This is a genomic window from Kitasatospora sp. NPDC058063 (assembly GCF_042885395.1).
Lineage (GTDB): Bacteria > Actinomycetota > Actinomycetes > Streptomycetales > Streptomycetaceae > Kitasatospora > Kitasatospora lactacystinica.
Window position 1 is genome coordinate 35,320 of record NZ_JBHVSD010000013.1, and the last position, 24,033, is coordinate 59,352.

23 protein-coding genes are annotated in these 24,033 nt (G+C 74.9%); 14 read left to right on the top strand and 9 right to left on the bottom strand.

Annotation, left to right across the window (positions count from 1 at the left end; all coding sequences use genetic code 11):
- Window positions 1-4: 4 nt before the first annotated feature.
- Both ACFVUY_RS23065 and ACFVUY_RS23070 read left to right on the top strand, forming a co-directional pair.
- On the top strand, window positions 5-940 hold the full coding sequence (locus ACFVUY_RS23065) for an alpha/beta hydrolase (RefSeq protein ID WP_387732669.1): 936 nt from the start codon (window positions 5-7) through the stop codon (window positions 938-940).
- Complete coding sequence (locus tag ACFVUY_RS23070) at window positions 937-2,235, top strand: PLP-dependent aminotransferase family protein (protein WP_387732671.1); 1,299 nt, start codon at window positions 937-939, stop codon at window positions 2,233-2,235. Before ACFVUY_RS23065 ends, ACFVUY_RS23070 begins: the two co-directional genes overlap by 4 nt.
- Window positions 2,236-2,322: 87 nt before the next feature.
- Here ACFVUY_RS23070 and ACFVUY_RS23075 read toward each other — a convergent pair whose 3' ends face one another.
- The 4 genes from ACFVUY_RS23075 to ACFVUY_RS23090 form a co-directional block, all read right to left on the bottom strand.
- Window positions 2,323-3,087: an ABC transporter permease gene (locus ACFVUY_RS23075; RefSeq protein ID WP_387732674.1), complete on the bottom strand. Its 765-nt coding sequence runs from the start codon at window positions 3,085-3,087 to the stop codon at window positions 2,323-2,325.
- Between the two features lie 40 nt (window positions 3,088-3,127).
- Window positions 3,128-4,111: an ATP-binding cassette domain-containing protein gene (locus tag ACFVUY_RS23080; protein WP_387732677.1), complete on the bottom strand. Its 984-nt coding sequence runs from the start codon at window positions 4,109-4,111 to the stop codon at window positions 3,128-3,130.
- Window positions 4,112-4,325: 214 nt separating this feature from the next.
- The gene (locus tag ACFVUY_RS23085) at window positions 4,326-5,471 is read right to left on the bottom strand and encodes a glycosyltransferase (RefSeq protein WP_387732680.1); all 1,146 of its coding nucleotides are present in this window, start codon (window positions 5,469-5,471) and stop codon (window positions 4,326-4,328) included.
- Window positions 5,468-5,731 carry a hypothetical protein gene (locus ACFVUY_RS23090; RefSeq protein ID WP_387687523.1) on the bottom strand — a complete coding sequence of 88 codons (264 nt, stop codon included), beginning with the start codon at window positions 5,729-5,731 and terminating at the stop codon, window positions 5,468-5,470. Before ACFVUY_RS23090 ends, ACFVUY_RS23085 begins: the two co-directional genes overlap by 4 nt.
- Window positions 5,732-5,909: 178 nt before the next feature.
- On the opposite strand from ACFVUY_RS23090, the gene ACFVUY_RS23095 reads away from it, so the two are divergent.
- From ACFVUY_RS23095 to ACFVUY_RS23115, 5 genes are all read left to right on the top strand, one after another.
- A complete protein-coding gene (locus tag ACFVUY_RS23095) occupies window positions 5,910-6,842 on the top strand; it encodes a 3-oxoacyl-[acyl-carrier-protein] synthase III C-terminal domain-containing protein (protein WP_387732683.1) in 933 nt (310 codons plus the stop codon).
- A gap of 138 nt (window positions 6,843-6,980) precedes the next feature.
- Entirely contained in the window at window positions 6,981-7,271 is a 291-nt protein-coding gene (locus tag ACFVUY_RS23100) for a phosphopantetheine-binding protein (protein ID WP_049653836.1), read from the top strand.
- A 4-nt stretch (window positions 7,272-7,275) separates the two neighbouring features.
- Window positions 7,276-8,061 (top strand): hypothetical protein, encoded by a 786-nt coding sequence (locus ACFVUY_RS23105; RefSeq protein WP_387732686.1) that lies wholly within the window; start codon window positions 7,276-7,278, stop codon window positions 8,059-8,061.
- Window positions 8,058-8,735 (top strand): 4'-phosphopantetheinyl transferase family protein, encoded by a 678-nt coding sequence (locus tag ACFVUY_RS23110; protein WP_387732689.1) that lies wholly within the window; start codon window positions 8,058-8,060, stop codon window positions 8,733-8,735. Before ACFVUY_RS23105 ends, ACFVUY_RS23110 begins: the two co-directional genes overlap by 4 nt.
- Before the next feature lie 270 nt (window positions 8,736-9,005).
- Complete coding sequence (locus ACFVUY_RS23115) at window positions 9,006-10,673, top strand: condensation domain-containing protein (RefSeq protein ID WP_387732691.1); 1,668 nt, start codon at window positions 9,006-9,008, stop codon at window positions 10,671-10,673.
- 29 nt (window positions 10,674-10,702) lie between these two features.
- On the opposite strand, the gene ACFVUY_RS23120 is transcribed toward ACFVUY_RS23115, so the two are convergent.
- A complete protein-coding gene (locus ACFVUY_RS23120) occupies window positions 10,703-11,434 on the bottom strand; it encodes a hypothetical protein (RefSeq protein WP_387732694.1) in 732 nt (243 codons plus the stop codon).
- Window positions 11,431-12,030: an RNA polymerase sigma factor gene (locus ACFVUY_RS23125; protein ID WP_387687536.1), complete on the bottom strand. Its 600-nt coding sequence runs from the start codon at window positions 12,028-12,030 to the stop codon at window positions 11,431-11,433. Before ACFVUY_RS23125 ends, ACFVUY_RS23120 begins: the two co-directional genes overlap by 4 nt.
- A 298-nt stretch (window positions 12,031-12,328) precedes the next feature.
- Between ACFVUY_RS23125 and ACFVUY_RS23130 the strand changes: the two genes are divergently transcribed.
- The 4 genes from ACFVUY_RS23130 (at window position 12,329) to ACFVUY_RS23145 (ending at window position 15,931) form a co-directional block, all read left to right on the top strand.
- Complete coding sequence (locus ACFVUY_RS23130) at window positions 12,329-13,132, top strand: SAM-dependent methyltransferase (protein ID WP_387687538.1); 804 nt, start codon at window positions 12,329-12,331, stop codon at window positions 13,130-13,132.
- A gap of 178 nt (window positions 13,133-13,310) precedes the next feature.
- Window positions 13,311-14,198, top strand: coding sequence for a DMT family transporter (locus ACFVUY_RS23135; RefSeq protein ID WP_387687540.1), 888 nt, complete (start codon window positions 13,311-13,313; stop codon window positions 14,196-14,198).
- 78 nt (window positions 14,199-14,276) lie between these two features.
- The gene (locus tag ACFVUY_RS23140) at window positions 14,277-15,164 is read left to right on the top strand and encodes an SDR family NAD(P)-dependent oxidoreductase (protein WP_387687542.1); all 888 of its coding nucleotides are present in this window, start codon (window positions 14,277-14,279) and stop codon (window positions 15,162-15,164) included.
- The gene (locus ACFVUY_RS23145) at window positions 15,161-15,931 is read left to right on the top strand and encodes a polysaccharide deacetylase family protein (protein ID WP_387687544.1); all 771 of its coding nucleotides are present in this window, start codon (window positions 15,161-15,163) and stop codon (window positions 15,929-15,931) included. The genes ACFVUY_RS23140 and ACFVUY_RS23145 overlap by 4 nt, the downstream gene beginning before the upstream one ends.
- A gap of 37 nt (window positions 15,932-15,968) precedes the next feature.
- On the opposite strand, the gene ACFVUY_RS23150 is transcribed toward ACFVUY_RS23145, so the two are convergent.
- The 3 genes from ACFVUY_RS23150 to ACFVUY_RS23160 are packed head-to-tail and all read right to left on the bottom strand — an operon-like array spanning window position 15,969 to window position 19,164.
- Window positions 15,969-17,060 (bottom strand): hypothetical protein, encoded by a 1,092-nt coding sequence (locus ACFVUY_RS23150; RefSeq protein ID WP_387732696.1) that lies wholly within the window; start codon window positions 17,058-17,060, stop codon window positions 15,969-15,971.
- A 12-nt stretch (window positions 17,061-17,072) separates the two neighbouring features.
- Entirely contained in the window at window positions 17,073-18,017 is a 945-nt protein-coding gene (locus tag ACFVUY_RS23155) for an NAD-dependent epimerase/dehydratase family protein (RefSeq protein ID WP_387687548.1), read from the bottom strand.
- A gap of 22 nt (window positions 18,018-18,039) precedes the next feature.
- Window positions 18,040-19,164 carry a DegT/DnrJ/EryC1/StrS family aminotransferase gene (locus ACFVUY_RS23160; protein ID WP_387732699.1) on the bottom strand — a complete coding sequence of 375 codons (1,125 nt, stop codon included), beginning with the start codon at window positions 19,162-19,164 and terminating at the stop codon, window positions 18,040-18,042.
- A 379-nt stretch (window positions 19,165-19,543) separates the two neighbouring features.
- On the opposite strand from ACFVUY_RS23160, the gene ACFVUY_RS23165 reads away from it, so the two are divergent.
- The 3 genes from ACFVUY_RS23165 to ACFVUY_RS23175 all read left to right on the top strand — a co-directional run bounded on the left by ACFVUY_RS23165 (window position 19,544) and on the right by ACFVUY_RS23175 (window position 24,017).
- Window positions 19,544-21,745, top strand: a complete 2,202-nt coding sequence (locus tag ACFVUY_RS23165) for an MMPL family transporter (RefSeq protein WP_387732701.1) — start codon at window positions 19,544-19,546, stop codon at window positions 21,743-21,745.
- A gap of 236 nt (window positions 21,746-21,981) precedes the next feature.
- The gene (locus ACFVUY_RS23170) at window positions 21,982-23,343 is read left to right on the top strand and encodes a sensor histidine kinase (protein WP_387687554.1); all 1,362 of its coding nucleotides are present in this window, start codon (window positions 21,982-21,984) and stop codon (window positions 23,341-23,343) included.
- Window positions 23,340-24,017, top strand: a complete 678-nt coding sequence (locus tag ACFVUY_RS23175; RefSeq protein WP_359914739.1) for a response regulator transcription factor — start codon at window positions 23,340-23,342, stop codon at window positions 24,015-24,017. Before ACFVUY_RS23170 ends, ACFVUY_RS23175 begins: the two co-directional genes overlap by 4 nt.
- Window positions 24,018-24,033 lie beyond the last annotated feature (16 nt).

The window sequence follows — 24,033 nt, forward strand, 5'->3', positions numbered from 1 at the left end:
GCCCATGCCCCTGCACCCCCAGGCCGAAGCGCTGCGCACCAGGCGCGCCGGCAGCGGTGCCCCGCCGCTCTACACCCTCAGCCTCGCCGAGGCCCGTGCCGCCGACCTCGCGGACATCCGCGCGGCGGCCGGAACGCCCGAACCGGTCGCCGCCGTCGAGGAGTTCCGCATCCCCGGTCCCGGCGGCGAACTCGCGCTGCGGCTCTACCGTCCCGAGCCGCCCGGCGGCCGGCTGCCCGCCCTGCTCTACCTGTTCGGCGGCGGCTGGACGCTCGGCTCGCCCGACACCAGCGACGCGATCTGCCGCCGGCTCACCAACGCCGTCGGCTGCGTCACCGCCTCCGTCGGCTACCGGCTCGCCCCCGAACACCCCTTCCCCGCGGCGCTGCACGACTGCCGCGCCGCACTGCTGCAACTCGTCGGACGGGCGGCGGAGTTCGGCATCGACCCGGACCGGATCGCGGTCGGCGGCGACAGCGCCGGCGGCAACCTCACCGCCGCGCTCACCCTGCTGCTGCGCGCCGAGGGCGGCCCCGCCCTGCGCCACCAGCTGCTGGTCTACCCCAACACCGACCACGGCGCCGACACCCCCTCGCTGCGCGCCCACGACGACCCGGCACTGTTCAACCGCCGCTCGGTGGCCTGGTACTGGGGCCACTACCTGGCCGACGAGGGCGACGGCGCCAGCCCGTACGCCTCCCCGCTGCGCGCCGCCACCCTGGCCGGCCTGCCGCCCGCGACCGTCCTGACGGCCGAGTACGACCCGCTGCGGGACGAGGGCGAGCAGTACGCCGAGGCGCTGCGCGCCGCCGGGGTCCCGGTGGACCTGCGCCGCTACCAGGGCATGCCGCACGGCTTCTTCGCCATGACCGGCACCCTGGACGCCGCCGCCGAGGCCCAGGACTTCGCGGCCGGGCGCCTCCGGGAGGCGCTGCGATGACGATCCCGTTGAGCGACCTGCACGCCTCCCTGGCCGATCCGCTGCTGGACGCGATGACCTTCCTCAACGAGGTCACCACCCGCTACCCGGAGGCGGTCTCCTTCGCCCCCGGCCGCCCCTACGAGGGCTTCTTCGAGCCCCAGGACGTCCCGGCGTACCTGGAGACCTACCTCGCCCACCTGGCCGACCGCGGCCTGGACCGGGACGCGGTGCGCACCGCGCTGTTCCAGTACGGTCCGACCAAGGGCATCATCAACGAGCTGATCGCCCGCACGCTCGCCCACGACGAGGGACTGACCGTCGACCCCGCGGCCGTGGTGGTCACGGTCGGCGCCCAGGAGGGCATGCTGCTGACGCTGCGCGCCCTGTGCGCCGGCCCGGACGACGTCCTGCTGGTCAGTTCGCCCTGCTACGTCGGCGTCACCGGCGCCGCCCGGCTGCTCGACCTGACCGTCCGCCCCGTCCCCGAGGGCCCGGACGGCGGCCCCGACCCGGCGGCGCTCCGGGAGGCCGCCCGCGCGGTGCGGGCCGAGGGGCGCCGTCCGCGCGCCTTCTACGTCGTCCCGGACTTCGCCAACCCCTCCGGCACCAGCATGCCGGTCGCGGCCCGCGCCGGGCTGCTGGAGGCGGCGGCCGAGGAGGGCGTGCTCGTCGTCGAGGACAACCCGTACGGCTTCTTCTCCCGCACCCCGGGGCTGCGGCCCACCCTCAAGGCGCTGGACCGCCGCCGCCAGGTCGTCCACCTGGGCTCCTTCGCCAAGACCTGCTTCCCCGGGGCCCGCCTCGGCTACGTGGTCGCCGACCAGGAGGTGACCGGCCCCGACGGCCGGCGCAGCCTCCTCGCGGACGAGCTGGCCAAGCTGAAGAGCATGACGACGGTCAACACCCCGGCGCTCAGCCAAGCCGTCATCGGCGGCATGCTGCTGACCCACGACTGCCGCCTGCGGGCCGCCAACGCCCGTGCCACGGCCCACTACGCGGCCGGCCTGGACACCCTGCTGCGGGAGCTGGACCGGCACTTCCCGGCCTCCGTGCGGAACCGGCTGGGCATCTCCTGGACCCGGCCGGACGGCGGCTTCTTCGCGGTGCTGACGGTGCCGTTCGTCGCCGACGAGGCAGCCATGGAGCGCTGCGCCCGCGAGCGCGGGGTGCTCTGGACACCGATGGCGCCGTTCTACCCGGCGGGCGGTGGCGAGCAGCGGCTGCGGCTGTCCGTCAGCTCGCTGACGCAGGCGCAGATCATCGACGGCGTGGCGAGGCTGGCGGCCTTCGTGACGGCCTTCATGACGGACTGAGAGCCCGCGCGGACCGGCGGGGGCCGGAACGACGAACGAGGGAGGGGCCCGGCTCGTGGTGAGCCGGGCCCCTCCCTCGTTCGTCGGTCAGCGCACCCGGGTGGAGAACAGCCGGGCCGACCAGTACACCGCCAGGACGGTCATCACGACGACCACCAGCAGTCCCTGCCACACCACGCTGTCCCCGGCGTGCCCGGAGAACAGCGCGCGCATACCCTCCACGGCCCAGTAGAAGGGGTTCCACCTGGCCGCCTGCTGCAGCCACCCGGGCGCCAGGGTGAGCGGCAGCAGCACCCCCGACAGCAGCGCGATCGGCTGCGCGATGGTGTTGACCACCGGCGACATCGCCGCGTCGGTCGGCACCATCAGCGCGATGCCGTAGGAGATCGCCGAGGTCATCAGCGCCAGCAGGCCCAGCAGCAGGTAGGCGAGCAGCAGGTTCAGCGGATTCACCCGCAGCCCGAACGGCAGCGCGATCAGGGTGATCAGGACGGCCTGCACCAGCAGCGCCACCATCTCCCGCAGCGCCCGTCCCAGCAGCAGCGCCAGCCGGCTCACCGGGGTCACCCGGGAGCGTTCGATGATGCCGGCCCTGAGTTCGCCGAGCAGGCTGAAGCCGGTGAACAGCCCGCCGAAGATGCACAGCACCGCCAACAGGCCCGGCACGTACACCTGGTAGGCGTCGGCGTAGCTGCCGGCGCCCTCCGGGGTGAGCACCTTCTTCAGCAGCGGGGCGAACAGCAGGAGGTAGAACACGGGCTGGATGATGCCGACGGCGATCCAGATCGGGGTGCGGATCATGAGCAGCAGCTGGCGCTGGAAGACCAGCCAGGTGTCGCGGGCGAGCTTCACGGTCTCCCCAGGGGGTTGTGCGGGTCCGGGCGGTACGGGGTCAGGACTGCTGCAGCGAGCGGCCGGTGCGGGCCAGGAACACGTCGTCCAGGCTGGGCCGTTGGAGCTGCACGGTGCCGGGCGTCACGCCCGCCGCGTCCAGGGCGCGCAGCAGCCGGGGAATGGCGGCGGCGCCGTCCTCCAGGTACAGCCGCAGCCCCTCGTCGCCGTTCTGCTCCAGCCGGTGCAGGTACGGCTGCGCGCGCAGCACCTCGGCGGCCCGCTCGAAGGCGGCCTCCGCGGCGTCCGCGGCGTCCAGCCCGACCAGGACGACGTCGCCGGAGATCTCGCGCTTGAGCGCCTCGGGGGTGCCCTCGGCCACGACCTGGCCGTGGTCGACGATGGCGACCCGGTCGCAGAGCGCGTCGGCCTCGTCCAGGTAGTGGGTGGTGACGACCACCGTCATGCCCTCGGTGCGCAGCCGGCGGATCTCCTCCCAGACGTGTGCCCGGCTGGCCGGGTCCAGCCCGACCGTGGGCTCGTCCAGGAACAGCACCCGGGGCTGGTGGATCACCCCGAGCGCGATGTCCACCCGGCGGCGCTGGCCGCCGGAGTAGGTGGCGCACGGGCGGTCGCCGAACTCGGCCAGGTCGAAGGCCTTGAGCGCGTCCGCGGCGGCCTGGACGGCCTGCGCCTTGGCCGCGCCGTACATCCGGGCCTGGAGGACCAGTTCCTCGCGGCCGCTGACGTGGTCGGTGGTGCCGCCGCCCTGGGCGACGTAGCCGATCCGGCGGCGGACCCCGGCGGGGTCGCTGAACAGGTCGGCCCCGGCGATGGTGGCCCGTCCGCCGTCCGGGCGGATCAGGGTGGCCAGCATGCGCAGGGTGGTGGTCTTCCCCGCGCCGTTGGGGCCGAGGAAGCCGTAGATCTCGCCGGCGGCGACCGACAGGTCGATGCCGCGGACGGCGTCGACGACGGGGTTCTCGCCGCTGCGGCGCGAGGTCTTCTTGCGGTAGGACTTGCGCAGTCCCGCGGTCTCGATCAACCGGAACTCCCGTGCGGGGATGGGCTGCCACGGCACCTGGAAAGGCGGGGCCCGGCACCTGCGGAGGGCGGTGCCGCTGCGACACCCTAGGGCGAACCCCACCCCGGAAACAATGGCCTAGACCAATGGACGTACCCTCCGCCGGTCTGCTAAGGGGCGGCGGTTCCGGGCAGGGCGGGGCGGTTCCCGGGGGCGTGAGACTGGCCCGGCCCGCTCAGCCGAGCGCCTCCAACCGGTCCGCCGCGGCCACCGCACCGCCCCCGGCGAGCAGCCGGCTCCCGACCTGAACCGCCCGCTCCCGGTGGGCCGTGGAGTCGAGGACGGTCCGCAGCGCGTCCGCCAGCCGCACCGAGGTGACGCGCGCGAACGGCACCCGCAGCCCCGCGCCCGCCGCCGCCACCTGGCCGGCCACGATCGGCTGGTCGTGCCGGATCGGTGCGGTGACCAGCGGCAGTCCGTGCGCCAGGGCCTCGCCCACGGTGTTCATCCCGCCGTGGCAGAGCACCGCGTCCAGTTCGCCGCGCGCCATCAGCTCCAGCACCGGCGCCCGGCCCACCGCGACGGCCCGGGAGGGGAGTTCGGGCAGCAGCTCGCTCGGCGCGGCGAACACCGGCTGCACCTCGTCACCGCACAGCTCCAGCGCCCGGACGGACCGGGCGAGGAAGTCCGCGCCCAGCTCGCCGGCCAGGGTGCCCATGGTGACCAGCACCCGGCGCCGGCCGGGCAGCAGCCGCTCCCACGGGAAGTCCGGATCGTGCGGCCGCGCCGGGATCACCGGCCCGACGAGCGCGTGCTCCGGCGGCGGGGTCGAGCCGGTCAGGGCCGGACCGGTGGTCGCCAGGACCAGGGCGGGGGAGAAGCGCGGGTCCAGGTACTCCTCCGCGGGCAGCCCGGCGCGTTCCCACAGCCCCCGCAGCAGCCCGGTCATCCAGGCCTCGACCTGCGGCAACGCCCGGTAGGGACGCCCCAGTTCCATCGCCCCGGGCGCGAAGGACGCCCACGGCAGACCGTGCCGGTGCGCGACCAGCGCGCCCGCCGGAGTGTGCTGGTCGACCAGCAGCACGTCCGGCCGCCACTCCCGCACGACGGCGTCCAGCGGCTTCAGCGTGAACCTGGTGTACGGGACGATGAAGCCCTCCCAGAGCGAGCGCAACGCGGCCAGCCCGTGTCCGCCCTGGGCCCGGAACGCCCGGGTACCGGTGCCGAGCACCCGGGCCTGCGGGCCGAGCAGCGGGCGCAGCACCGATTCGGTGCCGGTCCAGGCGACCTGGTGGCCGCGTGCGGTCAACTCGGCGGCGATGCCGGCGGCCGGGTTGACGTGGCCGGTCAACGGCGGCATCACCAGGAGGAACCGGGTCATCGTGCGCCCTCCTCGGGGAGCAGTCGCTGGACGTCGGCGACGGTCAGGTCCTCCAGGGCGGCCAGGTCGAGCCCGGCGCGCAGCGCGGCCAGGTCGGCCTGCGGACCGAAGCGCCCGCGCAGCCGATCGGCCAGTTCGGCGAGTTCGTCCTCGTCCAGCAGCAGGTCCCCGTCCAGCCGGGCGTCCGGGGTGACGTGACGCGCCCAGCCGGGCGGCGCGCCGGCCACCTCGACCAGCAGGGCCACCAGATCCTGGTTCAACGGGGCTCCGGGGTAGGGGGGTTCAGGGTTCGACATGAGAGATCTCCCACCTGCTCGACGGCACGGGGGTGAACGCGGCCGCGCCGGGGGGAAGTTGACGGGCTTCCGGGGAGCGGCGGCGACGGAGGGGGCCCGAGATCACTTGTGCGACCCGGCGGGCGTCGGAATACTAGCCCGGGTGACCGCACTGGAGGCAGTGGCCGTCCACCTCCCCCCGCACGCCGTTCCCATCGAGGCTGTGGGCGAGCTCATCGGCCTGACCCCACGTCAACTCCGTCTCTTCCGCCGCTTCCACGGCCTGGACCAGCTGCGTCTGGACCCGACCGGGACGCTGCCCGACCTGCTCGACGCCGCCCTGGACAACCTGCCGGAGCTGCGTGGACGCGAACACGACATCCGCTTCGTGATCCACGCCCGCAGCATGCCGGTGGCGGTGCCCCATCCGCTCAACCCGCTGCACGACCTGCTCGACGCCCGTGGACTGGCGCACGCCAACGCCTTCACGGTGACCCACCACGCCTGCGCGGTGGGCCTGCTGGCCATCGACCTGGCCGGCAGGCTGCTCGCGGAGGAACCCGACCCGGCGGCGCTCGCCCTGGTGCTGACCGGCGAGAAGACCTTCACCAGGGACGCCCAGGTGGTGCCCGAGACCGGCATCTTCGCCGAGGGTGCGGCCGCCTGCCTGGTCAGCGCCGGTGGCGAGCGCCACCGGATGCTCTCCTTCGTGGTGCGCCAGCGCCCGGAGTTCGACGGCCGGCTGGCCGAGGACCCGGACCTGCTCGCCCGCTACCAGCGCGAGTACCCGAACGTGATGGTGGAGGCGATCGAGGCCGCCCTGGACCAGGCCGGTCTGGACCTCTCCGACCTGGCCGCGATCCTGCCGCACAACGTCAACCAGGCGTCCTGGCGGATGATCGCGCGCCGGATCGGCTATCCGGTCGAGAAAGTCGTGCTGGACAACGTGCGGTCGGTCGGGCACAGTTTCGCCTCGGACAGCCTCATCAATCTCCACACCGCCACCATGCGGGGGCTGCTCCGTCGCGGCGACCACTACCTGATCGCCGCCGCCGGTGTCGGAGCGACCTTCTCCGCGATGGCGATGCGGTACTGACGGTCCGCCGGCCGCCGATGCCGCCGACTCCGCCGGCCGCCGTCCGCACGGTGACGCCGGATTCCCACACCACCCAGAGCCCCGGGGCGCCTGCAAGCCCCGGAGCACACATCCCACGTACGACGGGACGGGACACCCATGTCAGAAGCCGCGGTCCAGACCACCGACCCCGAACTGCGCGAGCGCATCCTGCACGGCATCGGCGAGCTCCTGCCGCGCGTCCTCAAGCGCGAACTGCCCGAGATCCCGCAGGACGCCTGCCTCTTCGACGACCTCGGCCTCACCTCGGCCGGCACCATCGAGCTCATCCTGGAGCTGGAGGAGTCGCTCGACATCCAGGTGGACGTCGAGCAGATCACCGAGGACGACCTGCGGTCGGTCACCAGGCTGGCCGACTACGTCGCCGGGCACGTCATCCCCGAGGACTGACCGGATGGCCCCCGGTCCCACCGGCCTGCGGATCACCCGGGCGCTGGCCCGCCGGTTCGACGGTCGCTCGGAGACCTCGCTCGACCCGGACCTGCGGGTCTTCGTCTCCGACCTCGTCCGCCCCTACGGCCTGCCGCTGCGCGAGGACCTGCTGGGCGAGGGCGTCGGCCACTCCTACGAGGAACTGGCCGCCGGAGTGCTCCGCGAGGCGCTCGCCGAGGACGAGCCGGCCGACCTGCTGATCCTGGCCTTCGACACCCCGGACGTCCGGCCCGGCGCGCCGTCCTCGCTGGCGCTCAGCCGGTCCGTCCCGGGCGGTCCGCTCGCCTTCGCGGTCTGCGACCAGGGCGGCGCGGCGGCCTTCACCGCACTGCGGCTGGCCGCCGGCCACCAGCGCACCGGCGGCTGCCGCCGGGCCGTGGTGGTGCTGGCCGAACAGACCGCGCTGCACTACGAGCCGCCCGGACCGGTGCCGCTGCCGGAGCGGCACGCGGTGGTGGTGCTGGTCTGCGAGGAGGCCCCCGGCGAGGGCCTGGCCGTCCGGCAGACCAGGGGCGCGGCCTCCCCGGCCGAGTCGGTCCGGGCCGCGGCCGGGGAACTCGGGCCCGAGACGGCACTGCTGCTCGGCCCCGGCTTCGGCCCGCCGGAGCCCCCGCCGGCCCAGCCGTTCACCGGGCTCTGGGCGGAGCTGGCCGAACACCTCCCGCAGTGGCGGGCGGCCGGCCGGCCCGCGCTGCTGGCCGGGTTCGACCGCCGGCTCGGGGTGCTGAGCACGCTGACCCTGCCGTGACGGCGATCGACCTCTGGCTGATCGACACGCGTCAACCGGCCGTTCCGGCCGGGGAGCTGTGGCAGTCGCTCGACCGGGGCGAGCGCGCCCGGGCCTCCGGGATGGACCCCGGGGCGCGCGAGCGTTTCACCGTGGTGCGCGGCGCCGTCCGGCAGCTGGTCGCAGCCCGGCTCGGGGTGCACCCGGCCGACGTGGTCTGGCGGTACGGGCCGAACGGCAAGCCCGAGCCGGCGGGGGACGGCGCGCTGCGGGTCAGCTGGTCGGCCTCGGACGCCGTCGCGGTGCTGGCCCTCGCCGAGGGGCGGGCGGTCGGTGTCGACGTCGAACGGCTCCACGACCCGCGGACGGCCGAGCGGATGGCCGCCCGCTGGTTCCCGGTCGAGGAGGCGTGGTTCGTCGCCGAGCCCGCGGAACCGGCCGAGCGGGCGGCGCGGTTCACCGCGCTGTGGTGCCGCCGGGAGGCCTGCGTCAAGGCGTACGGCGGGCGCGTCGTGCAGTCCTTCGGCGTGCCCGTCGCCGGTCCGTCGCCGGTGCTGGTGGCCGACCCGGGCGCGCTCGGCGCCGGCCCGGCCCGGCTCTGCGACGTCCCCGTCGCGGAGCCGTTCCGGGCTGCCGTCGCCGCCCTCGGGGGATTGCCAATACATGTCAACTCGCATGATTGGCAGGGGAATTGACGGAACGCTCGATCAGGTTCGGCTTGGTCTGGACCAGCTGACGAGGGCGCTGGTAGCGTCCCGATCACACCCCCTGCCGAGCCCTCCCCGGCCCTCCCCGGCAAGCCGAAAGGCGTGTACGACGTGGCACCACACGACGCTCCACCGCAGGACCCGGCGTCACTCGGCGCTCCACCGCAGGGCCCGACGCTACTCGGCGCTCCACCGCACGACCCGGCGTCACTCGGCGCGACACCGTGCGGCACGAATCCGGCCACCAGGCGGGTCACCGTGCGGTACGCCGCCGAGAGCAGCGGCTCCGGACCGCTCACCCGCGGCCAGGACAACATGATCCGCTGCATCCGGGCCAGTGCCCCCGAGGCGATCAACAAGGAGTCCGTCTGGCCGGTGCCCGACGGCATCTCGGTCCCCTCCGGGCTGGTCGCCCTCCGCCGGCTGGTCGAGCGGCACGAGTCGTTGCGGACCTCCTTTCCCGCGGGTCCCGGTCCGGACGGATTCCCGGACCGCCAGGTGGTGCACCGGCAGGGCCGGTTCGCCGTCTCCGTGGTCGAGGCCGGCTGCCACTCGGATGCCGAACTGAACGCGATGGCCGAGGAGTTGGGCCGGGTCGATGTCGCCGTTCCGGTCGGCCTCGACCTGCCGCCGAGGATCCGGTTCACGCTGATCGCCGCGGGCGAGCGGCTGCTGCGGCTGGTCGCCGTGGTCTGCCACGCGGGCGCCGACGGCGCCGCCACCGCGGTGCTGATCGAGGACTGGTGCGCCCTCGCCGCGGGGAAGGAGCTGCCGCCGGTCACCGCGCCGACCCCGCTGGGGATCGCCGTGGCGGAGCAGAGCGCCCAGGGCCGCCGCAGGTCGGCGGCCGCCCTGCGGCACTGGGCCCGGATCCTGACCGCCGGTCCGGTGGGCGTCTTCTCCGACGCGCGGATCAGCGGCCCGCCCCGCGACCACAGCGCCCTGCTGGTCCGCTCGCGCACCGCCGCCGACGACCTCGCCGCGGTCTGCCGGCGCACCGGTGCCAGCCCCTCGGTCGTCCTGCTCGCCGCCTTCGCCGCGCTGGTCGCCCACCGCGCGGCCCGCTCCGAGCTGGTGTTCTCGGCGCTGTCCGCCAACCGTCAGCGCGCCGCCCTGATCGACCACGTCGGGACCCTCGCGCAGGACGCCCTGATCCTGCTCGACGCCGGCGCGGCCGACCTCGACCAGCTGATCGGCCGCGCCAAGTCGGCCTCGCTGAGCGCCTACTGGCACAGCACCCTGGACGCCGAGAAGGTCTGGCAGCTGGTGGACGACGCGGCCCATGTGCGCGGCGCCCGGTTCGCCCGCCAGGTGGTCGTCAACGACCTGAGCCTCACCATCCCGGCCTCCGTCGCCGCCGTCCAGCCGCCCTCGGCCGCCGACCCCGAACTCACCGTGCTGCCCGCCCCGCCGCTGCCGGTCCGGCTGATGCTCACCGTCCTGCGGATCACCGGCAGCCTGGACTTCGCCCTGATCGCCTGTCCCCAGGTGCTCGACCCCGAGGAGGCCGAGAGCTTCGCCCGGGCGCTGCCGGCCGTGCTCGCGGCCGCCGCCGAGGGCCCGGTGCTGCTGGCCGACCTGCCCGCGGCGCTCGGTCCGCCGGGGGCCGGCCGGGGCGGTGAATGGAGGCTGGTCGACGGCTCCTGGATCGATCTCGCGGCCGTCCGCGAACTCCTGCACGCCGCGCTCGGGGACCACCGGCTCTCGGTGAGCGAAGGAAGGCTGGTGGCCGAGGTGGCCGCCGTCGACCCCTCGTTCGGCCCCGCCGAGGCCCACCGCGCCGTGGTCGCCGCCCTGGCCGGACGCGACACCGCGATGGCACCGCACCGGTACGTCGTCCGGCACACCACGCCGACGGGGGAGCGGACCGAGACCGGGAGCGGGCGCGACCGGGCCGTCGTCGCCCGGCTGTCGGCGCTCACCTGAACGGATGATCACGGCAGCCCGCGGGACACTCACTCCCACGGGGCGCCCTGATCGTCTCCGGCTCCCAACGGAAGGTCCGTCCAGGAGCAGCCGGAGGTCGCCCCCGAGGTGAGCCCCCACGGGCTCGGCACCTCCTCCTCGTCCCTGTCCTGCACCGGCAGCCGGTCGATCACCGCGACCAGCGCCGGCGGCAGCTGCGGGGCGAGTCCCCGGTGCACCCGGGACAGGATGTCCCGCCGTACGTCGTCCGGCAGCAGCGGCCGGTTCATCCGCAACACCCGTGGTCCGGGCGGTCGTTCGACCGTCGCCAGCTGGTCCGACCAGGCCCGCCAGTAGTCGGCGTCGTCCGTCTCGCCGAGCATCAGGTGGTGCAGGTGCAGGCAGTAGGCGGCCGTCCCGCTGCCCGAGCCCGCCGCGAAGCGCCACCAGAACTCGGCGCCCTCCTCCTTGCCGGTGGCGTACAGCAGCGCGCCGAACACCTCGGCCCCCTCCGGCTCGATCCGGCGCGCGTTCACCAGCAGGTCGAGTCCGCGCGAGGCGTCCGGCGCACCCAGCACCAGGGCCACCACCAGGCCGAGTTCGAACGCCGCCTGCTCGTGCTCCGACGGCAGGTGGGCGGGCGCGGCGGTGATCCTGGCCCGGCGCAGCGCAGCGATCCGCTCCGCATGGGCGCGTTCGGGCCGGGGAACGCGGAACACCGTCCGGCCGCTGTTCGCCGGTTCCGCGCCGACCGGGGCGCCCTCCTCCGGTCTCCCCGTCACAGCTCGCCCTCGTCGTCCGGGAGTTCGCCCACCCCGAGCCGGCGGGCCAGCCGTTCCCGGGCGTGCCGGAGGTTGGAGTGCACCGTCGCCACCGGCCGCCCCAGGTACGCCGCGATCACCTTGACGTGCAGGCCGAGCAGGTACCGCAGGATCACCACGTCCCGCTGCCGGTCCGGCAGTTCGAGGATCGCCGCGTACAGCCGCACCTCGTCGGCCTCGCTGTGCAGCAGCCCCTTCGCCACCTGCTTGAAGGCCCCGATCACCGCCGCGAAGGTGACCGCCTCCACCTCCACCGGCTCCTCGGCGGCCACCCAGTCGGAGACGTGCCGGTTGGCCAACCGCCAGGCGTAGGCGGCCGGTTCCTCGAACCGCAGGACCTGCGGCCAGCAGCGGGCCAGGTCGGACTTCACCGCCCCGACGACCAGCTCCGCGTCGGACCGGTTGCCTATCCGGGTCAACGCGAGCGCGTGCCAGGCGGGTTCGTGCGTCTCGCAGAAGGCGGCGTAGGCGAGGCCCAGGCGGAGTTCGGGGTCGGACCGGGGAGCGCGGTCGGAGCCGGCCGCCGGCGCCGTCTCCGCTCCGTGAAGGTGCGCCACGGCCGTTCCGCCCCGGAACCTGCGCGCCGGGGCACCCCTGTCGATCGTCATCGAGCCTGCTTTCCGTGGCCGTCGGCTGCTCACCCGGCCACCCGAGGGTCGGGCTGTCGGTGCCCATCCTCATTCCATCAGGCCCGTCACTCCAGGATGCAATCCGAATACAGATGGTCATCTCATGGGCGCCGTCGGTTGGTTGGAATGCTCCGAAGCTGTTCGGAACGCGACCGGTCCCGCCTATCGTGGTCAGGGGCGATCGGTCGGGAATGATCGGTCGGGAGCGGAACCGGGGGAGAGCGCGATGGGTCTCTACGACGGGGTGGACCTGCGGCTGAACGTGCCGCACTCGGCCCGGATGTACGACTACTTCCTCGGTGGCTTCACCAACTTCGCCGCCGACCGCGAGGCCGCCGGACAGGCCCTCGCCGTCGCGCCGTGGCTGCGCGCCGCCGCCCGGGTCAACCGCGCCTTCATGCAGCGCTCGACCCGGGCGCTCGCCGAGGCCGGCTTCGACCAGTTCATCGACATCGGCACCGGCATCCCCACCTCGCCCAACCTGCACGAGGTCGCCCAGGGCGTCCGGCCGAACGCCCGCGTGGTCTACGCCGACAACGATCCGATCGTGCTCTCGCACGCCCAGGCCCTGCTCACCGGCACCCCCGAGGGCCGCACCGCGTACGTCGAGGCGGACGTCACCGACCCGCTCGGACTGCTCGCCGCCCCGGGCCTGCGGGAGACCCTCGATCTGGCCCGCCCGGTCGCGCTCTCCCTCAACGCCCTGCTCCACTTCGTCCCCGACACCCACGGCGCGTACGAGCTGGTCGAGCGCCTCAAATCCGCCCTCGTCCCCGGCAGCGCCCTGGTGCTGACCCACGTCAGCCCCGAGTTCGCGCCCGAGGACATCGCCCGGCTGACCCGGATCTACGAGGCCGCCGGCACCGCCGCCCAGGCCCGCACCCGGTCGGAGATCGTCCGCTTCTTCGACGGCTGGACGCTCCTCGACCCGGGGCTCGTCCCCATCGCGCAGTGGCGGCCCGCGCCGGACGAGAAGCCCGGGGCCGCCGAGGAGGTCTCGCTGTACGCCGCGGTGGCCGTCCGGCCTTGAACCACCGGCCTGCGCCCGGCCCGGCCCCTGGTGGCCCGCGTCCGTCGGTGCGGGCCACCAGGTCCGTGGAGTCCTCCCGGCGCTGCCGCTCGCTCCCCTCGTCCCACCCGTGCGCCCCCGTTCCCCCGGGCACAGACTGGTGGGGGACCGAATGCTGCCCCGCGAGGCAGGGAGAGGCATGCTGCTGGGACTCACCACCGCGTTGGCCGCGACCGTCTGCTTCGGCTTCGGGGCGGTCTTCCAGGCGCGCGGCGCGCGGTCGGCCCCGCGCGCCGACCGGGTGCGGGCGGGCCTGCTGGCCGCGCTGGTGCGGTCCTGGCAGTTCGTCCTCGGCACGCTGCTGGACATCGTCGGCTTCGTGCTGAGCATCGTGGCCCTGCGCACCCTCCCGCTCTTCCTCGTCCAGGCCGTCACCAACGCCAGCCTGGCCGTCACCGCCCTGGCGGCCGTCTGGCTGCTGGGCGCCCGGCTGCGCCGGGGCGATCTCGCGGGCATCCTCGCGGTGGTCCTCGGCCTGACCCTGCTGGCGCTCGGCTCCGGACAGGAGGGCCGCGACCACGCCGCGACCGTCTTCCACTGGGCGCTGCTCGCCACCACCGCCGCCATGGTGCTCGCCACCGTGGTCCTGGTGCGCCGGGAGGGCAATGCGGCCGCGGCCGGCCTGGGCATGCTGGCCGGGGTCGGCTTCGGCGTGACCAGCCTGGCCGTGCGGGTCCTGGACGTCTCCGGCCCGGTCGCCGTGCTCACCGATCCGGCCGCCTACGCCCTCGCCGTCGGTGGCCTCGGCGGCTACCTCGCCTACGCCCTGGCGCTGCAGCGCGGGACGGTGACGGCCGCGACCGCCGCCGGGACGGTGACCGAGACCTTCGGTCCGGCGCTGATCGGCGTGACGGTGCTCGGGGACGCCGCCCGGCCCGGGTTCGAGTGGTGCGCGCTGACCGGCTTCGTGGTCGCGGTGGGCGGCACCTTCGTGCTCTCCCGCTTCGGTGAGCTGGAGGGCGAGTCCGCCGAACTGGTCGCTCCGCACCGGGACACCGAGGCGGAGCCCGCCGCCCCGCCCCGGTAGCCCGGACGGCTCCGCCGTGCGAAGGTGACTTGCCGGACAAATCGGACGGCGACACGGCCACAGAGCGGCAGGTGCCCGATGGCGGAGGAGTCCCACTCCCGACCCCGGCGGTCAGGCCCGAAGGCCCGCACGGACCCCTCGGACTCCTCGGACCCCAAGGAGCCCTCGGCCCCGGAGGCCCCGGAGACCCCGGAGGACCGGACCGCCCCGGCCGCCCCGGCCGACCGCCCGGTCGCGCTGATCACCGGCGCCTCCTCCGGGATCGGCCTCGCCACCGCCATCCGCCTGGCCGACGCCGGCTGGCACACCCTGCTCTCCGGCACCGACCGTGCCCGCCTCGACGAACTCGCCGACCGCACCGGCGGCCGCGCCCTGCCCGAGGACCTGAGCAAGCCGGACGGCCCGGCCCGCCTCGCGGACGCCGCCCTGGCCGCGGCCGGCCGGGTGGACGCCCTGATCGCGAGCGCCGGCCTGGGCTGGCGCGGCCCGTACGCGCAGACGCCCTCCGACACCCTGGACCGGATGATCGAGGTCAATCTCGCCGCCCCGCTGCGCCTCGTCCGCCTGCTGCTGCCCGGCATGCTGGAACGCCGCCGCGGCCGGATCGTGCTGCTCGGCTCGATGGCCGGCCAGGTCGGCGTGCGGGACGAGTCGGGGTACGCCGCCACCAAGGGCGGGCTGACGATGTTCGCGGAGAGCCTCTGGTACGAGCTGCGCGGCACCGGGGTGGGGGTACGCCTGGTGCTGCCGGGGGCCGTGGACACCCCGTTCTTCGACCGGCGCGGCACGCCGTACCAGCGCGAGCGCCCGCGCCCGGTCCCGGCGGAGCGGGTCGCGGACGTCGTGGTCGCGACCATCACCACCGAGCGCGACCGGCTCTACGTCCCGCACTGGCTCGGCTTCCCGGCCCGCGTCCACGGGGTGGCCCCGGGCGTGTTCCGCCGGATGGCCTCCCGCTTCGGGTGAGCGCCGCCGCCCGGCGCCCGGGGGCGCTCACCGCCGGGGCCCTCGCCGTCGCCGCCGGGGCCGAGTTCCTGCACCTGGCCCCGGCCGCCGTCCGGCTGCCGCCGCTGCGCCGCACCCTGGCACGCCGCACCGCCGGCCACGGCACCGCGCCCGGCCACGTCGCCCTGACCTTCGACGACGGCCCCGATCCGCGCAGCACCCCGTACGTCCTCGACGCGCTGGACGAACTCGGTGCGCGCGCCACCTTCTTCCTGCTCGGCGCGATGCTGGAGCGGGCCCCCGCGCTCGGCCGGGAGCTGGTGCTGCGCGGCCACGAGGTGGCCGTCCACGGCTGGCACCACCGGCGGCAGTGGTACCCGGCCCCCGTCCGCGACCTGCGCGAACTGCGCCGCGCCGCCGAGGCGGTGACCGGACTCTGCGGCGCCCGTCCGCTCTGGTACCGCCCGCCGTACGGCGTCCTGACCGCGGGCCCGGCCCTGGCCGCCCGCCGCCTCGGCCTGCGCAGCGTGCTGTGGACCGCCTGGGGCCGCGACTGGACGGCCGAGGCCACCGGCGCGTCCGTCTACGCGACCGCCTGCCCGGGCCTCACCGGCGGTGCCACCCTCCTGCTGCACGATTCCGACTGCACCTCCGCCCCCGGCTCCTGGCGCGCCACCCTCGCCGCGCTCCCCCTGATCGCCGCGCACTGCCGCACCCGCCGCCTCACCCTCGGCCCCCTCCGCGACCACCGGGTGCCGCCGCCCGCCGGCCGGAACCGCCCGGTGTGACCGGCGCGCCGGCCGACCCCCGTTCCCGCCCCCGCAGCTACCCCAGCCCCATCCGCCGCAGCGCCGCCCCGAACCCCGCCTGCCACGCCTCCGGTGCGGCGCCGGCGGACGGCGCGGGCTCGGGGCGGTGGAGCGCGGCCAGGGCGTTGCGGACCACCTCGGCCGGGTGGGCGGTGGCGACGTCGGCGTGGCCGAGTTCCAGCTCGTGCTGGAGGTTGTCGCGCCCGTGCCCCTGCACCACGTCGAGGAGCAGCAGCCGCCGGCCCAGTGCCCGGGCCTCGCTGCAGGTGTCGCCCGAGCTGGTGACCACCAGGTCGGCGGCGGCCATCAGCGCGGGGACGCGGTCGGTGTAGCCGAAGGGGTGCAGCCGGGGCTCCCGGCGCGCGGCGGCCCGCAGCCGGCGCTCCAGTTCCCGGTTGCGCCCGGCCACCGCGAGGACGTGCGGCCCGGCGGCGGCCAGCGAGGCGGCGGTGCGGGCGAGCGGACCGAGCCCCCAGGAGCCGGACATCAGCAGGACGCACGCGACGTCCGCCGGCACGCCCAGCTCCGCCCGCGCCGCGGACCGTCGCGGCGGCCGGTAGAACGGCCGGCGCAACAGCGCCGGCACGACGGCGATGTCGGCATCAGGCCGGTACCGCCGGACCGCGCACGCGGCGACCTCGGAGGTGACCAGGAACAGGTCCGTCCCCTCCTGCACCCAGAGCCGGTGCGGCGTCACGTCGGTGCAGAACACGAAGTGCCGGAACTCCCGCTCCGGCGCCTGCCGCAGCAGCCGGTTGACGGCCGAGGTCGCGGTGGCGAACACCGAGACCACCAGCTGGGGCCGCTGCGCCTCGATCAGCTCCCGCAGCGCCGGGACCAGCCGGCCGCGGGCCGCCGCGTCGGCGAGCAGGGCGATCCGGGCACCGGGCCGCAGCGCCGAGAAGTGGAAGGCGTCGTACACCCCGGGCAGGTCGAGCAGCCGGCGGAACACCGCCTCCCCGGCCGCGCCCGAGCGCGGCCCGAGCAGGGCCATGGCGTCGACGGTGCTGGTGGTCCAGCCGCGTTCCCGCAGGGTGTCGGCGCAGGCCTGGGCCATCACGTCGTGGCCCTGTCCGAGCGAGCCGGAGACCAGCAGGGCGTGCGGCATCGGGCGGCCCCGTCAGGCGCCGGCGGCGGTGCCGACGGTGGCCCGGTACCAGTCCGCGTACCGCCGCACGCCGTCGGTGAAGTTGGTGCTCGGCGACCAGCCCAGCAGTCGTTTGGCCTGCGCCGAGGAGATCCGCCGCCCCGCGTAGTCGGCCTTCCGCCCGTCGATGTGCTCGATGGTGACGGGTCCCAGCAGGCCGTCCACCGTGTCGGCGATGTCCCGCACCGAGACGGCCGTCGAGCCCTCCAGCGCGAAGGTCTGGTCCTCGGCGGCGGGGGACAGGGCCCGGACGTGGGCGTCGGCGAGGTCCTCGACGTAGACGAAGTTGCGGCTCTGCCGGCCGTCCCCGGCGATGGTGATCGGCCGGCCGGCCAGCGCGGCCTGGACGAACCGGGCGACGACCAGCTCGTCCCGCATCCGGGGGCCGTACGGGATGCCGTAGCGCAGGATGGTGAAGTGCTGCCCGTAGAGCTCGCGGTAGCTGTGCACCAGCATTTCGGCGGCGAGCTTGGTGGCCACGTACAGATGGCCGCTGTGCTCCAGCTCGATCGGTACGTGCTCGTCCAACTCCTGCTCACTGCTGTCGAGTTGCTCGTCGGTGAGGGCGGCGCCGTAGACCCAGACGGTGCTTGCCAGCACCGTGCGGCTCAGGCCGCTGCGCCGGGCGGCCTCCAGGACGGCCTCGGTGCCGTCGATGTTGGTCCGCACCGCGCGGACCGGGTCGGCGGTGACCTGCTCGACGTCGGCCATGGCGGCCAGGTGGTAGACCACCTCGCTGCCGGCCAGCGCCGCGGTGAGGGCCTTGAGGTCGAGGACGTCGAGCCGCGCGTGCTCGGCGTCCGGGTTGAGGTACTTGTCGGTGGTGTCCACCGCGAGGACGTCGTGGCCGGCCGCGATCAGGTGGTCCACGACGTGTGAGCCGATGAACCCGCAGCCCCCGGTGACGGCTATCCGCACGATCTTGCTCCCTTCGCTCCGGCTACCCGGCCAGTCGCCGGTACACCGCGGAGACGGCGTCGACCACCTGCTCCGTCTCGTCCTCGGTCATGTCGGAGTGCACCGGCAGGCAGACCTGCCGGGCGCAGACGTCCTCGGCCACCGGCAGCGGCCCGCGCCGGTAGGGGGCGAACACCGGCTGGAGGTGCAGCGGCAGGTCGTAGACCTCGCCGGACAGCCGCACCGCGTGCTCCTCGGCCACCGCCCGCTTGAACTCGGCGCGGTCGACCCCGGCCGGCAGCAGCGCCACGTACTTGTAGTAGTTGCCGCGGCAGCCGGGCGGTTCGGGCACCGGGTCGAGCCCGTCCAGCCCGGCGAGCGCCGTGTCGTAGCGGCGGGCGACGGCCCGGCGGGTCTCGATGAACTCCTTCAGCCGGCGCAGGTGCACCGCGCCGATCGCGGCGTGCGGCTCGCTCATCCGCCAGGAGTAGCCGGGCTTCACATGGTGGTTGGTGGTGAAGGAGCCCTTGCCCTGGTCGCGGTAGATCCGGGCCCCGTCGCGCAGCTCGGGCGACTCGGTCAGGATCATCCCGCCCTCGCCGCTGGTGGTGACCTTGGTCGGGTAGAAGGAGAAGGCCCCGGCCAGGCCGAAGGTGCCGGCGGCGCGCCCGTCGAAGCTGCTGCCGTGGGCGTGGGCGGCGTCCTCGACCAGCGGGACGCCGCGCCGGTCGCACAGCGCCCGCAGGGCGTCGACCTGCGGGCCGACCAGCCCGCCGATGTGCACCAGGACGACGGCGGCGGTGTCCGGGGTGAGCGCCGCCTCCAGGGTCTCGGGGGAGAGCGCGAGGGTGGCCGGATCGACGTCGGCGAAGACCGGCCGCCCGCCCGCGTGCACCACCGCCCCGGCGGTCGCGTAGAACGTGACGGCGGGGACGACCACGTCGCGGCCCCGGACGCCGACGCTGCGCAGGATCACCTCCAGCGCCGCCGTGCCGCTGCTCACCGCGACGGCGTGCGAGGCGCCGTGCTCGGCGGCGAAGGCCTGCTCGAAGCGCTCGGTCCACGGGCCGAGGGTCAGCGCGCCGGTGGTGAGCATCTCGGTCACCGCTTCGGCGACGGCCGCGCGGTCGCTCTCGTCGAACACGATGCGGGCGGCTGGAACGCCCATGGGCACCTCCGGCGGCGGGCTGCCGGAGCAGCACCGATCGGGTCGAATCCTCCCGAACCGCACGTCAGCGGACGGGTCAGGCACATCACGCTACTTCGCCCACCGGCCCCCGGCCCGCCGTCGCCGACCGCACGGGTGACCGGATCTACTGCCGTCGCAGGTCCGGGGGCTGCTTCCGGCGCAGGGCGTGCGCTCCTCCGTGCGGGGGACGGCACTACTGCGTCCGCAGTACGCAAACGGCCTGCACAGGGACGACGACGGAGCAGGGGTCGGCGATCAAGGATGGGTCATGCTGCGGGGGACCGCGTCCACCAGGACGTCCGGTCGGCCGCGGCGCTTCCTGTTCCCGAGAACCGCATCCGAAGGAGTCCGCTCTCCCGTGGCCACGTTCCTGTACCGCCTGGGCCGATGGACCTTCGTCCGGCGCCGGCTGGTGACCTTCCTCTGGGTCGCCGTGCTGGCAGCCGTCGGAGTCCTGGCGGCCAAGGCGCCCGCCGCACCCGACGACGGCTTCGCGATGCCCGGCACGGAAGCGCAGAAGGCGTTCGACCTGATGAACGAGCGCTTCCCCGGCGGCCACGCCGACGGGGCCTCGGCGCGCCTGGTGTTCGTCGCCCCCTCCGGCCAGAAGATCACCGCCGCGCCCAACCAGCAGGCGGTCGAGCGGACGGTCGGCGAGCTCGCCGGCTCCGAGCAGGTCACCGGCGCGGTGAGCCCGTTCAAGATGCCGGGCGCCGTCTCCTCGGACGGCACCACCGCCTACGCGACGGTGAGCTACTCCGCCAAGGCCGGCGAGGTGTCCAAGACCGCCACCGACACCCTGGAGCGGGCCGCCCAGCACGGCCGGGACGCCGGGCTCAAGGTCGAGATCGGCGGCACCGCGCTGATGGCCAAGGCCGACGCCGGGGGCAGCAGCGAGGCGATCGGCATGGCGCTGTCCGCCGTCGTGCTGGTGATCACCTTCGGCTCGCTGGTCGCGGCCGGCCTGCCGCTGCTCACCGCGGTCGTCGGCGTGGGCCTCGGCATGGCGCTGATCACCGCGCTCGGCAGCACGCTCGGGCTCTCCACCACCACCGGCACCCTCGCCATGATGCTCGGCCTCGCGGTCGGCATCGACTACGCGGTGTTCATCGTCTCCCGCTACCGCGCCGAGCTCGCCGAGGGCCGCGCGCCCCAGGAGGCGGCGGGCCGGGCGGTCGGCACCGCCGGGTCCGCGGTGGTCTTCGCGGGCCTCACCGTGGTGATCGCGCTCGCCGGCCTCTCCGTGGTCGGCATCCCGATCCTGGCCAAGATGGGCATGGCCGCCGCCGGGACGGTCGTCATCGCCGTGCTGGTCGCCCTCACCCTGGTGCCCGCCCTGCTCGGCTTCCTCGGCCGCAAGGTGCTGCCGCGCAAGGCCCGCAAGGCCCGCGGCGGGGCGGCCCCGGCCGCGAAGGAGAACGGCGGAGCCCGCTGGGCCCGCTTCATCCTGCGCCGCCCGCTCGCGGTGCTGCTCGGCGGTGTGATCGGCCTCGGCGTGCTCGCCGCCCCCGCGCTCGACCTGCGGCTCGGCCTGCCGGGTGACGAGTCGAAGCCCACCTCCACCACCCAGCGACGCGCCTACGACCTGCTCTCCGAGGGCTTCGGCCCCGGCTTCAACGGCCCGCTGACAGTCATGGTGGACGTCAAGGGCGTCGCCGACCCGAAGGCCGCCGCGAACGAGGTCGCCAAGAAGGTCTCCGGGCTGCCGGGGGTCGTCGCGGTGACGCCGCCGATGTTCAACCAGGCGGGCGACACGGCGCTGCTCAACGCCGTCCCGGCGACCGGTCCGAGCGAGGCCGAGACCAAGGACATCGTGCACGCCATCCGCCACGACGCGGCCGGCCTGAAGACGGCCACCGGGGCGACGGTCCTGGTCAGCGGCACCACGGCGATGAACATCGACGTCTCGCAGAAGATGTCCGACGCGCTGCTGCCCTACCTCGCCGTGGTCGTCGGCCTCGCCGTCATCCTGCTGATGGTGGTCTTCCGCTCGATCCTCGTGCCGCTGAAGGCGGCCCTCGGCTTCCTGCTGTCGGTGGTCGCCGCGCTCGGCGCCGTGGTCGCGGTCTTCCAGTGGGGCTGGCTGGCCGAGCTGATCGGCGTGGAGCAGACCGGCCCGGTGATGAGCATGATGCCGATCTTCATGATCGGTGTGGTCTTCGGCCTCGCCATGGACTACGAGGTGTTCCTGGTCACCCGCATCCGCGAGGGCTACGTCCACGGTGAGGAGCCCGGTGAGGCGATCGTCACCGGCTTCCGGCACAACGCCCGGGTGGTCACCGCCGCCGCGTTCATCATGATCGCCGTCTTCGCCGGCTTCATCGGGATGAGCGAGCCGATGATCAAGATGATGGGTCTGGGCCTCGCCACCGCCGTCGCCTTCGACGCCTTCATCGTCCGGATGACCATCGTCCCGGCCGTCCTCGCCCTGCTCGGCCGCCGCGCCTGGTGGCTGCCGCGCTGGCTCGACCGCCTGATACCCGACGTGGACGTCGAGGGCAGCAAGCTGGAGACCCCCGCCCCCGAGCAGGCCCCGGTCCGGGAGTCGGTCACCGTCTAGGACACTGCCGCCCGGCCACGGCCCCGGCCCCGCCCCGACACCGTGCGGGGCCGGGCCGGCGCCAAACCGCTCGGACACCGGTTCGAGCCCAACCGTTACCGTTGCTGTCGGGGGCCACCGCGCGTGCGGAGGTCCCCGCCGCGGCCCGCCGCGCCCCCGATCGGGATCGGCGCGGCTCGAACCCAGGCTGCCCGGTTGCGGGCGTGGCCAGTGTCCCCCGACCGGAGAGCACGAGCATGAGCGACTTCTGGCAGCGCCTGCGCCGCGACCATCCGCGGCTGCTCGACGTCGCCGGCGGCACGGCCATGGTCACGATCACCGCCCTCGGCGCCACCATCGACCAGAACGGCGGCCGCTTCACCCCGTTCGCCGCCCCCACCTTCGTCATCGCGCTGGTCTCCGCCGTCACTCTGTTCGCCCACCGCCGCCACCCGCGTGCGGTGGTCGCCGTCACCCTGCTCTGCACGATGGCGCTCGCCATGGTCAGCCCCCGGCTCACCCCGACCCTGGCCACCCCGCTGCTGCTCGCGCTCTACTTCCTCGCCATCCGCACCGACCGCGCCACCGCGCTGCGCGCCTCGGTCGTCACCGCCGTCCTGCTCACCGGGATCGCCCTGCTGTTCGGCCCCGGCGGGCCGGTCAGCGAACGGCTCGGCGTGCTGGCCTGGGCCCTGCTGCCCGGCGCCCTCGGCGACTCGATCCGCAACCGCCGCGCCCACCTCGCCGCCATCGAGGAGCGTGCCGAACGCGCCGAGCGCACCCGCGAGGAGGAGGCCCGTCGGCGGGTCGCGGACGAGCGGATCAGGATCGCCCGCGACCTCCACGACGTCGTCGCCCACCACATCGCCCTCGCCAACGCCCAGGCCGCCATCGCCGTCCACCTCATGGACAACCACCCCGTCCAGGCCCGGGAGGTGCTCAGCCACATCACCGACGCCACCGGCTCGGCCCTCCAGGAACTGCGCGCCACCGTCGGCCTGCTGCGCCGCGCCGAGGACCGCGCCCCGCTCGAACCCGCCCCCGGCCTCGACCGGCTGCCCGAACTGATCACCACCTTCGAGCGGGCCGGCCTGCCGATCCGGCTCTCCGTCGAGGGCGAGGCCCGCCCGCTGTCGCCCGGCGTGGACCTCACCGCCTTCCGGATCGTCCAGGAGTCGCTGACCAATGTGGCCAAGCACGCCCACGGCGCCGACGCCGAGATCACCCTCGCCTACAGCGGCAGCCGGGTCGCGGTCAGCGTCGCCAACGGCCGGCCGACCGCGACCGGCCGCCGCCGCGCGGTGTCGCTGCCCCAGCACCCGCCCAGCGAAGGAGGCTTCGGCCTGATCGGCATGCGCGAGCGGGCCGGGGCGGTCGGAGGCCGGCTCAGTGCCGACCGGCGGCCCGACGGGGGCTTCCTGGTCACCGCCGAACTGCCGCTGCGCACCGGCGCCCGCGACGACGGCCCCGAGTCCGCGGGCGCCTTCACCGCCGCCGACGTCGCCCGGGCCGCCCGGGCCGCGCGCACCACCCGTACCGATCGCCCGACACCGGCCGAACGACAGGAGCACGCCGCCCGAGCGGACGGCGCGCTCCGAGAGGACAGGGACAACGCATGACCATCCGGGTACTGCTCGCCGACGACCAGGCCCTGCTGCGCGGTGCCTTCCGCCTGCTGATCGAGGCGGAGGAGGACATGGAGGTGGTCGGCGAGGCCGCCGACGGCCGGGAGGCCGTCGCGCTCGCCCGGGCCACCAAGCCCGACATCGTGCTGATGGACATCCGGATGCCAGGCGTCGACGGTCTCGGTGCCACCGCCGAGATCTGCGGCGACGAGGAGCTGTCCGGCACCCGGGTGCTCATCCTCACCACCTTCGAGATCGACGAGTACGTGGCCCAGGCGCTGCGCGCGGGCGCCGGTGGATTCCTCGGCAAGGGCGCCGACCCCAAGGAACTGCTCGCCGCCGTGCGCACCGTCGCGGCGGGCGAGGCGCTGCTCTCGCCCGCCGCCACCCGGGCCGTGATCGACCAGTTCCTGGCCCAGCCCGAGCCGGCGTCCGCCACCCCCGCGAGCGAGCGGCTGGCCGTCCTCACCGCCCGTGAGCGGGAGGTGATGTCGATGGCCGCCACCGGCCTCACCAACGAGGAGATCGCCGAGCGGATGTTCGTCAGCCCGTTCACCGTCCGCACCCACGTCCACCGGGCGATGTCCAAGCTCGACGCCCGGGACCGGGCCCAGCTCGTCGCCATCGCCTACCAGACCGGCCTGGTCCCGCCCGGCCGTCCGGTCTGAGCGTGCGGCGGGCGCG

Excerpts from the sequence above, each read along its gene's own strand:
- ACFVUY_RS23065 (WP_387732669.1), top strand. The coding sequence starts at position 5 with ATGCCCCTGCACCCCCAGGCCGAAGCGCTGCGCACCAGGCGCGCCGGC.
- ACFVUY_RS23070 (WP_387732671.1), top strand. The coding sequence starts at position 937 with ATGACGATCCCGTTGAGCGACCTGCACGCCTCCCTGGCCGATCCGCTG.
- ACFVUY_RS23085 (WP_387732680.1), bottom strand. The coding sequence starts at position 5,471 with ATGACCCGGTTCCTCCTGGTGATGCCGCCGTTGACCGGCCACGTCAAC.
- ACFVUY_RS23100 (WP_049653836.1), top strand. The coding sequence starts at position 6,981 with ATGTCAGAAGCCGCGGTCCAGACCACCGACCCCGAACTGCGCGAGCGC.
- ACFVUY_RS23105 (WP_387732686.1), top strand. The coding sequence starts at position 7,276 with ATGGCCCCCGGTCCCACCGGCCTGCGGATCACCCGGGCGCTGGCCCGC.
- ACFVUY_RS23130 (WP_387687538.1), top strand. The coding sequence starts at position 12,329 with ATGGGTCTCTACGACGGGGTGGACCTGCGGCTGAACGTGCCGCACTCG.
- ACFVUY_RS23135 (WP_387687540.1), top strand. The coding sequence starts at position 13,311 with ATGCTGCTGGGACTCACCACCGCGTTGGCCGCGACCGTCTGCTTCGGC.
- ACFVUY_RS23140 (WP_387687542.1), top strand. The coding sequence starts at position 14,277 with ATGGCGGAGGAGTCCCACTCCCGACCCCGGCGGTCAGGCCCGAAGGCC.
- ACFVUY_RS23150 (WP_387732696.1), bottom strand. The coding sequence starts at position 17,060 with ATGCCGCACGCCCTGCTGGTCTCCGGCTCGCTCGGACAGGGCCACGAC.
- ACFVUY_RS23160 (WP_387732699.1), bottom strand. The coding sequence starts at position 19,164 with ATGGGCGTTCCAGCCGCCCGCATCGTGTTCGACGAGAGCGACCGCGCG.
- ACFVUY_RS23170 (WP_387687554.1), top strand. The coding sequence starts at position 21,982 with ATGAGCGACTTCTGGCAGCGCCTGCGCCGCGACCATCCGCGGCTGCTC.
- ACFVUY_RS23175 (WP_359914739.1), top strand. The coding sequence starts at position 23,340 with ATGACCATCCGGGTACTGCTCGCCGACGACCAGGCCCTGCTGCGCGGT.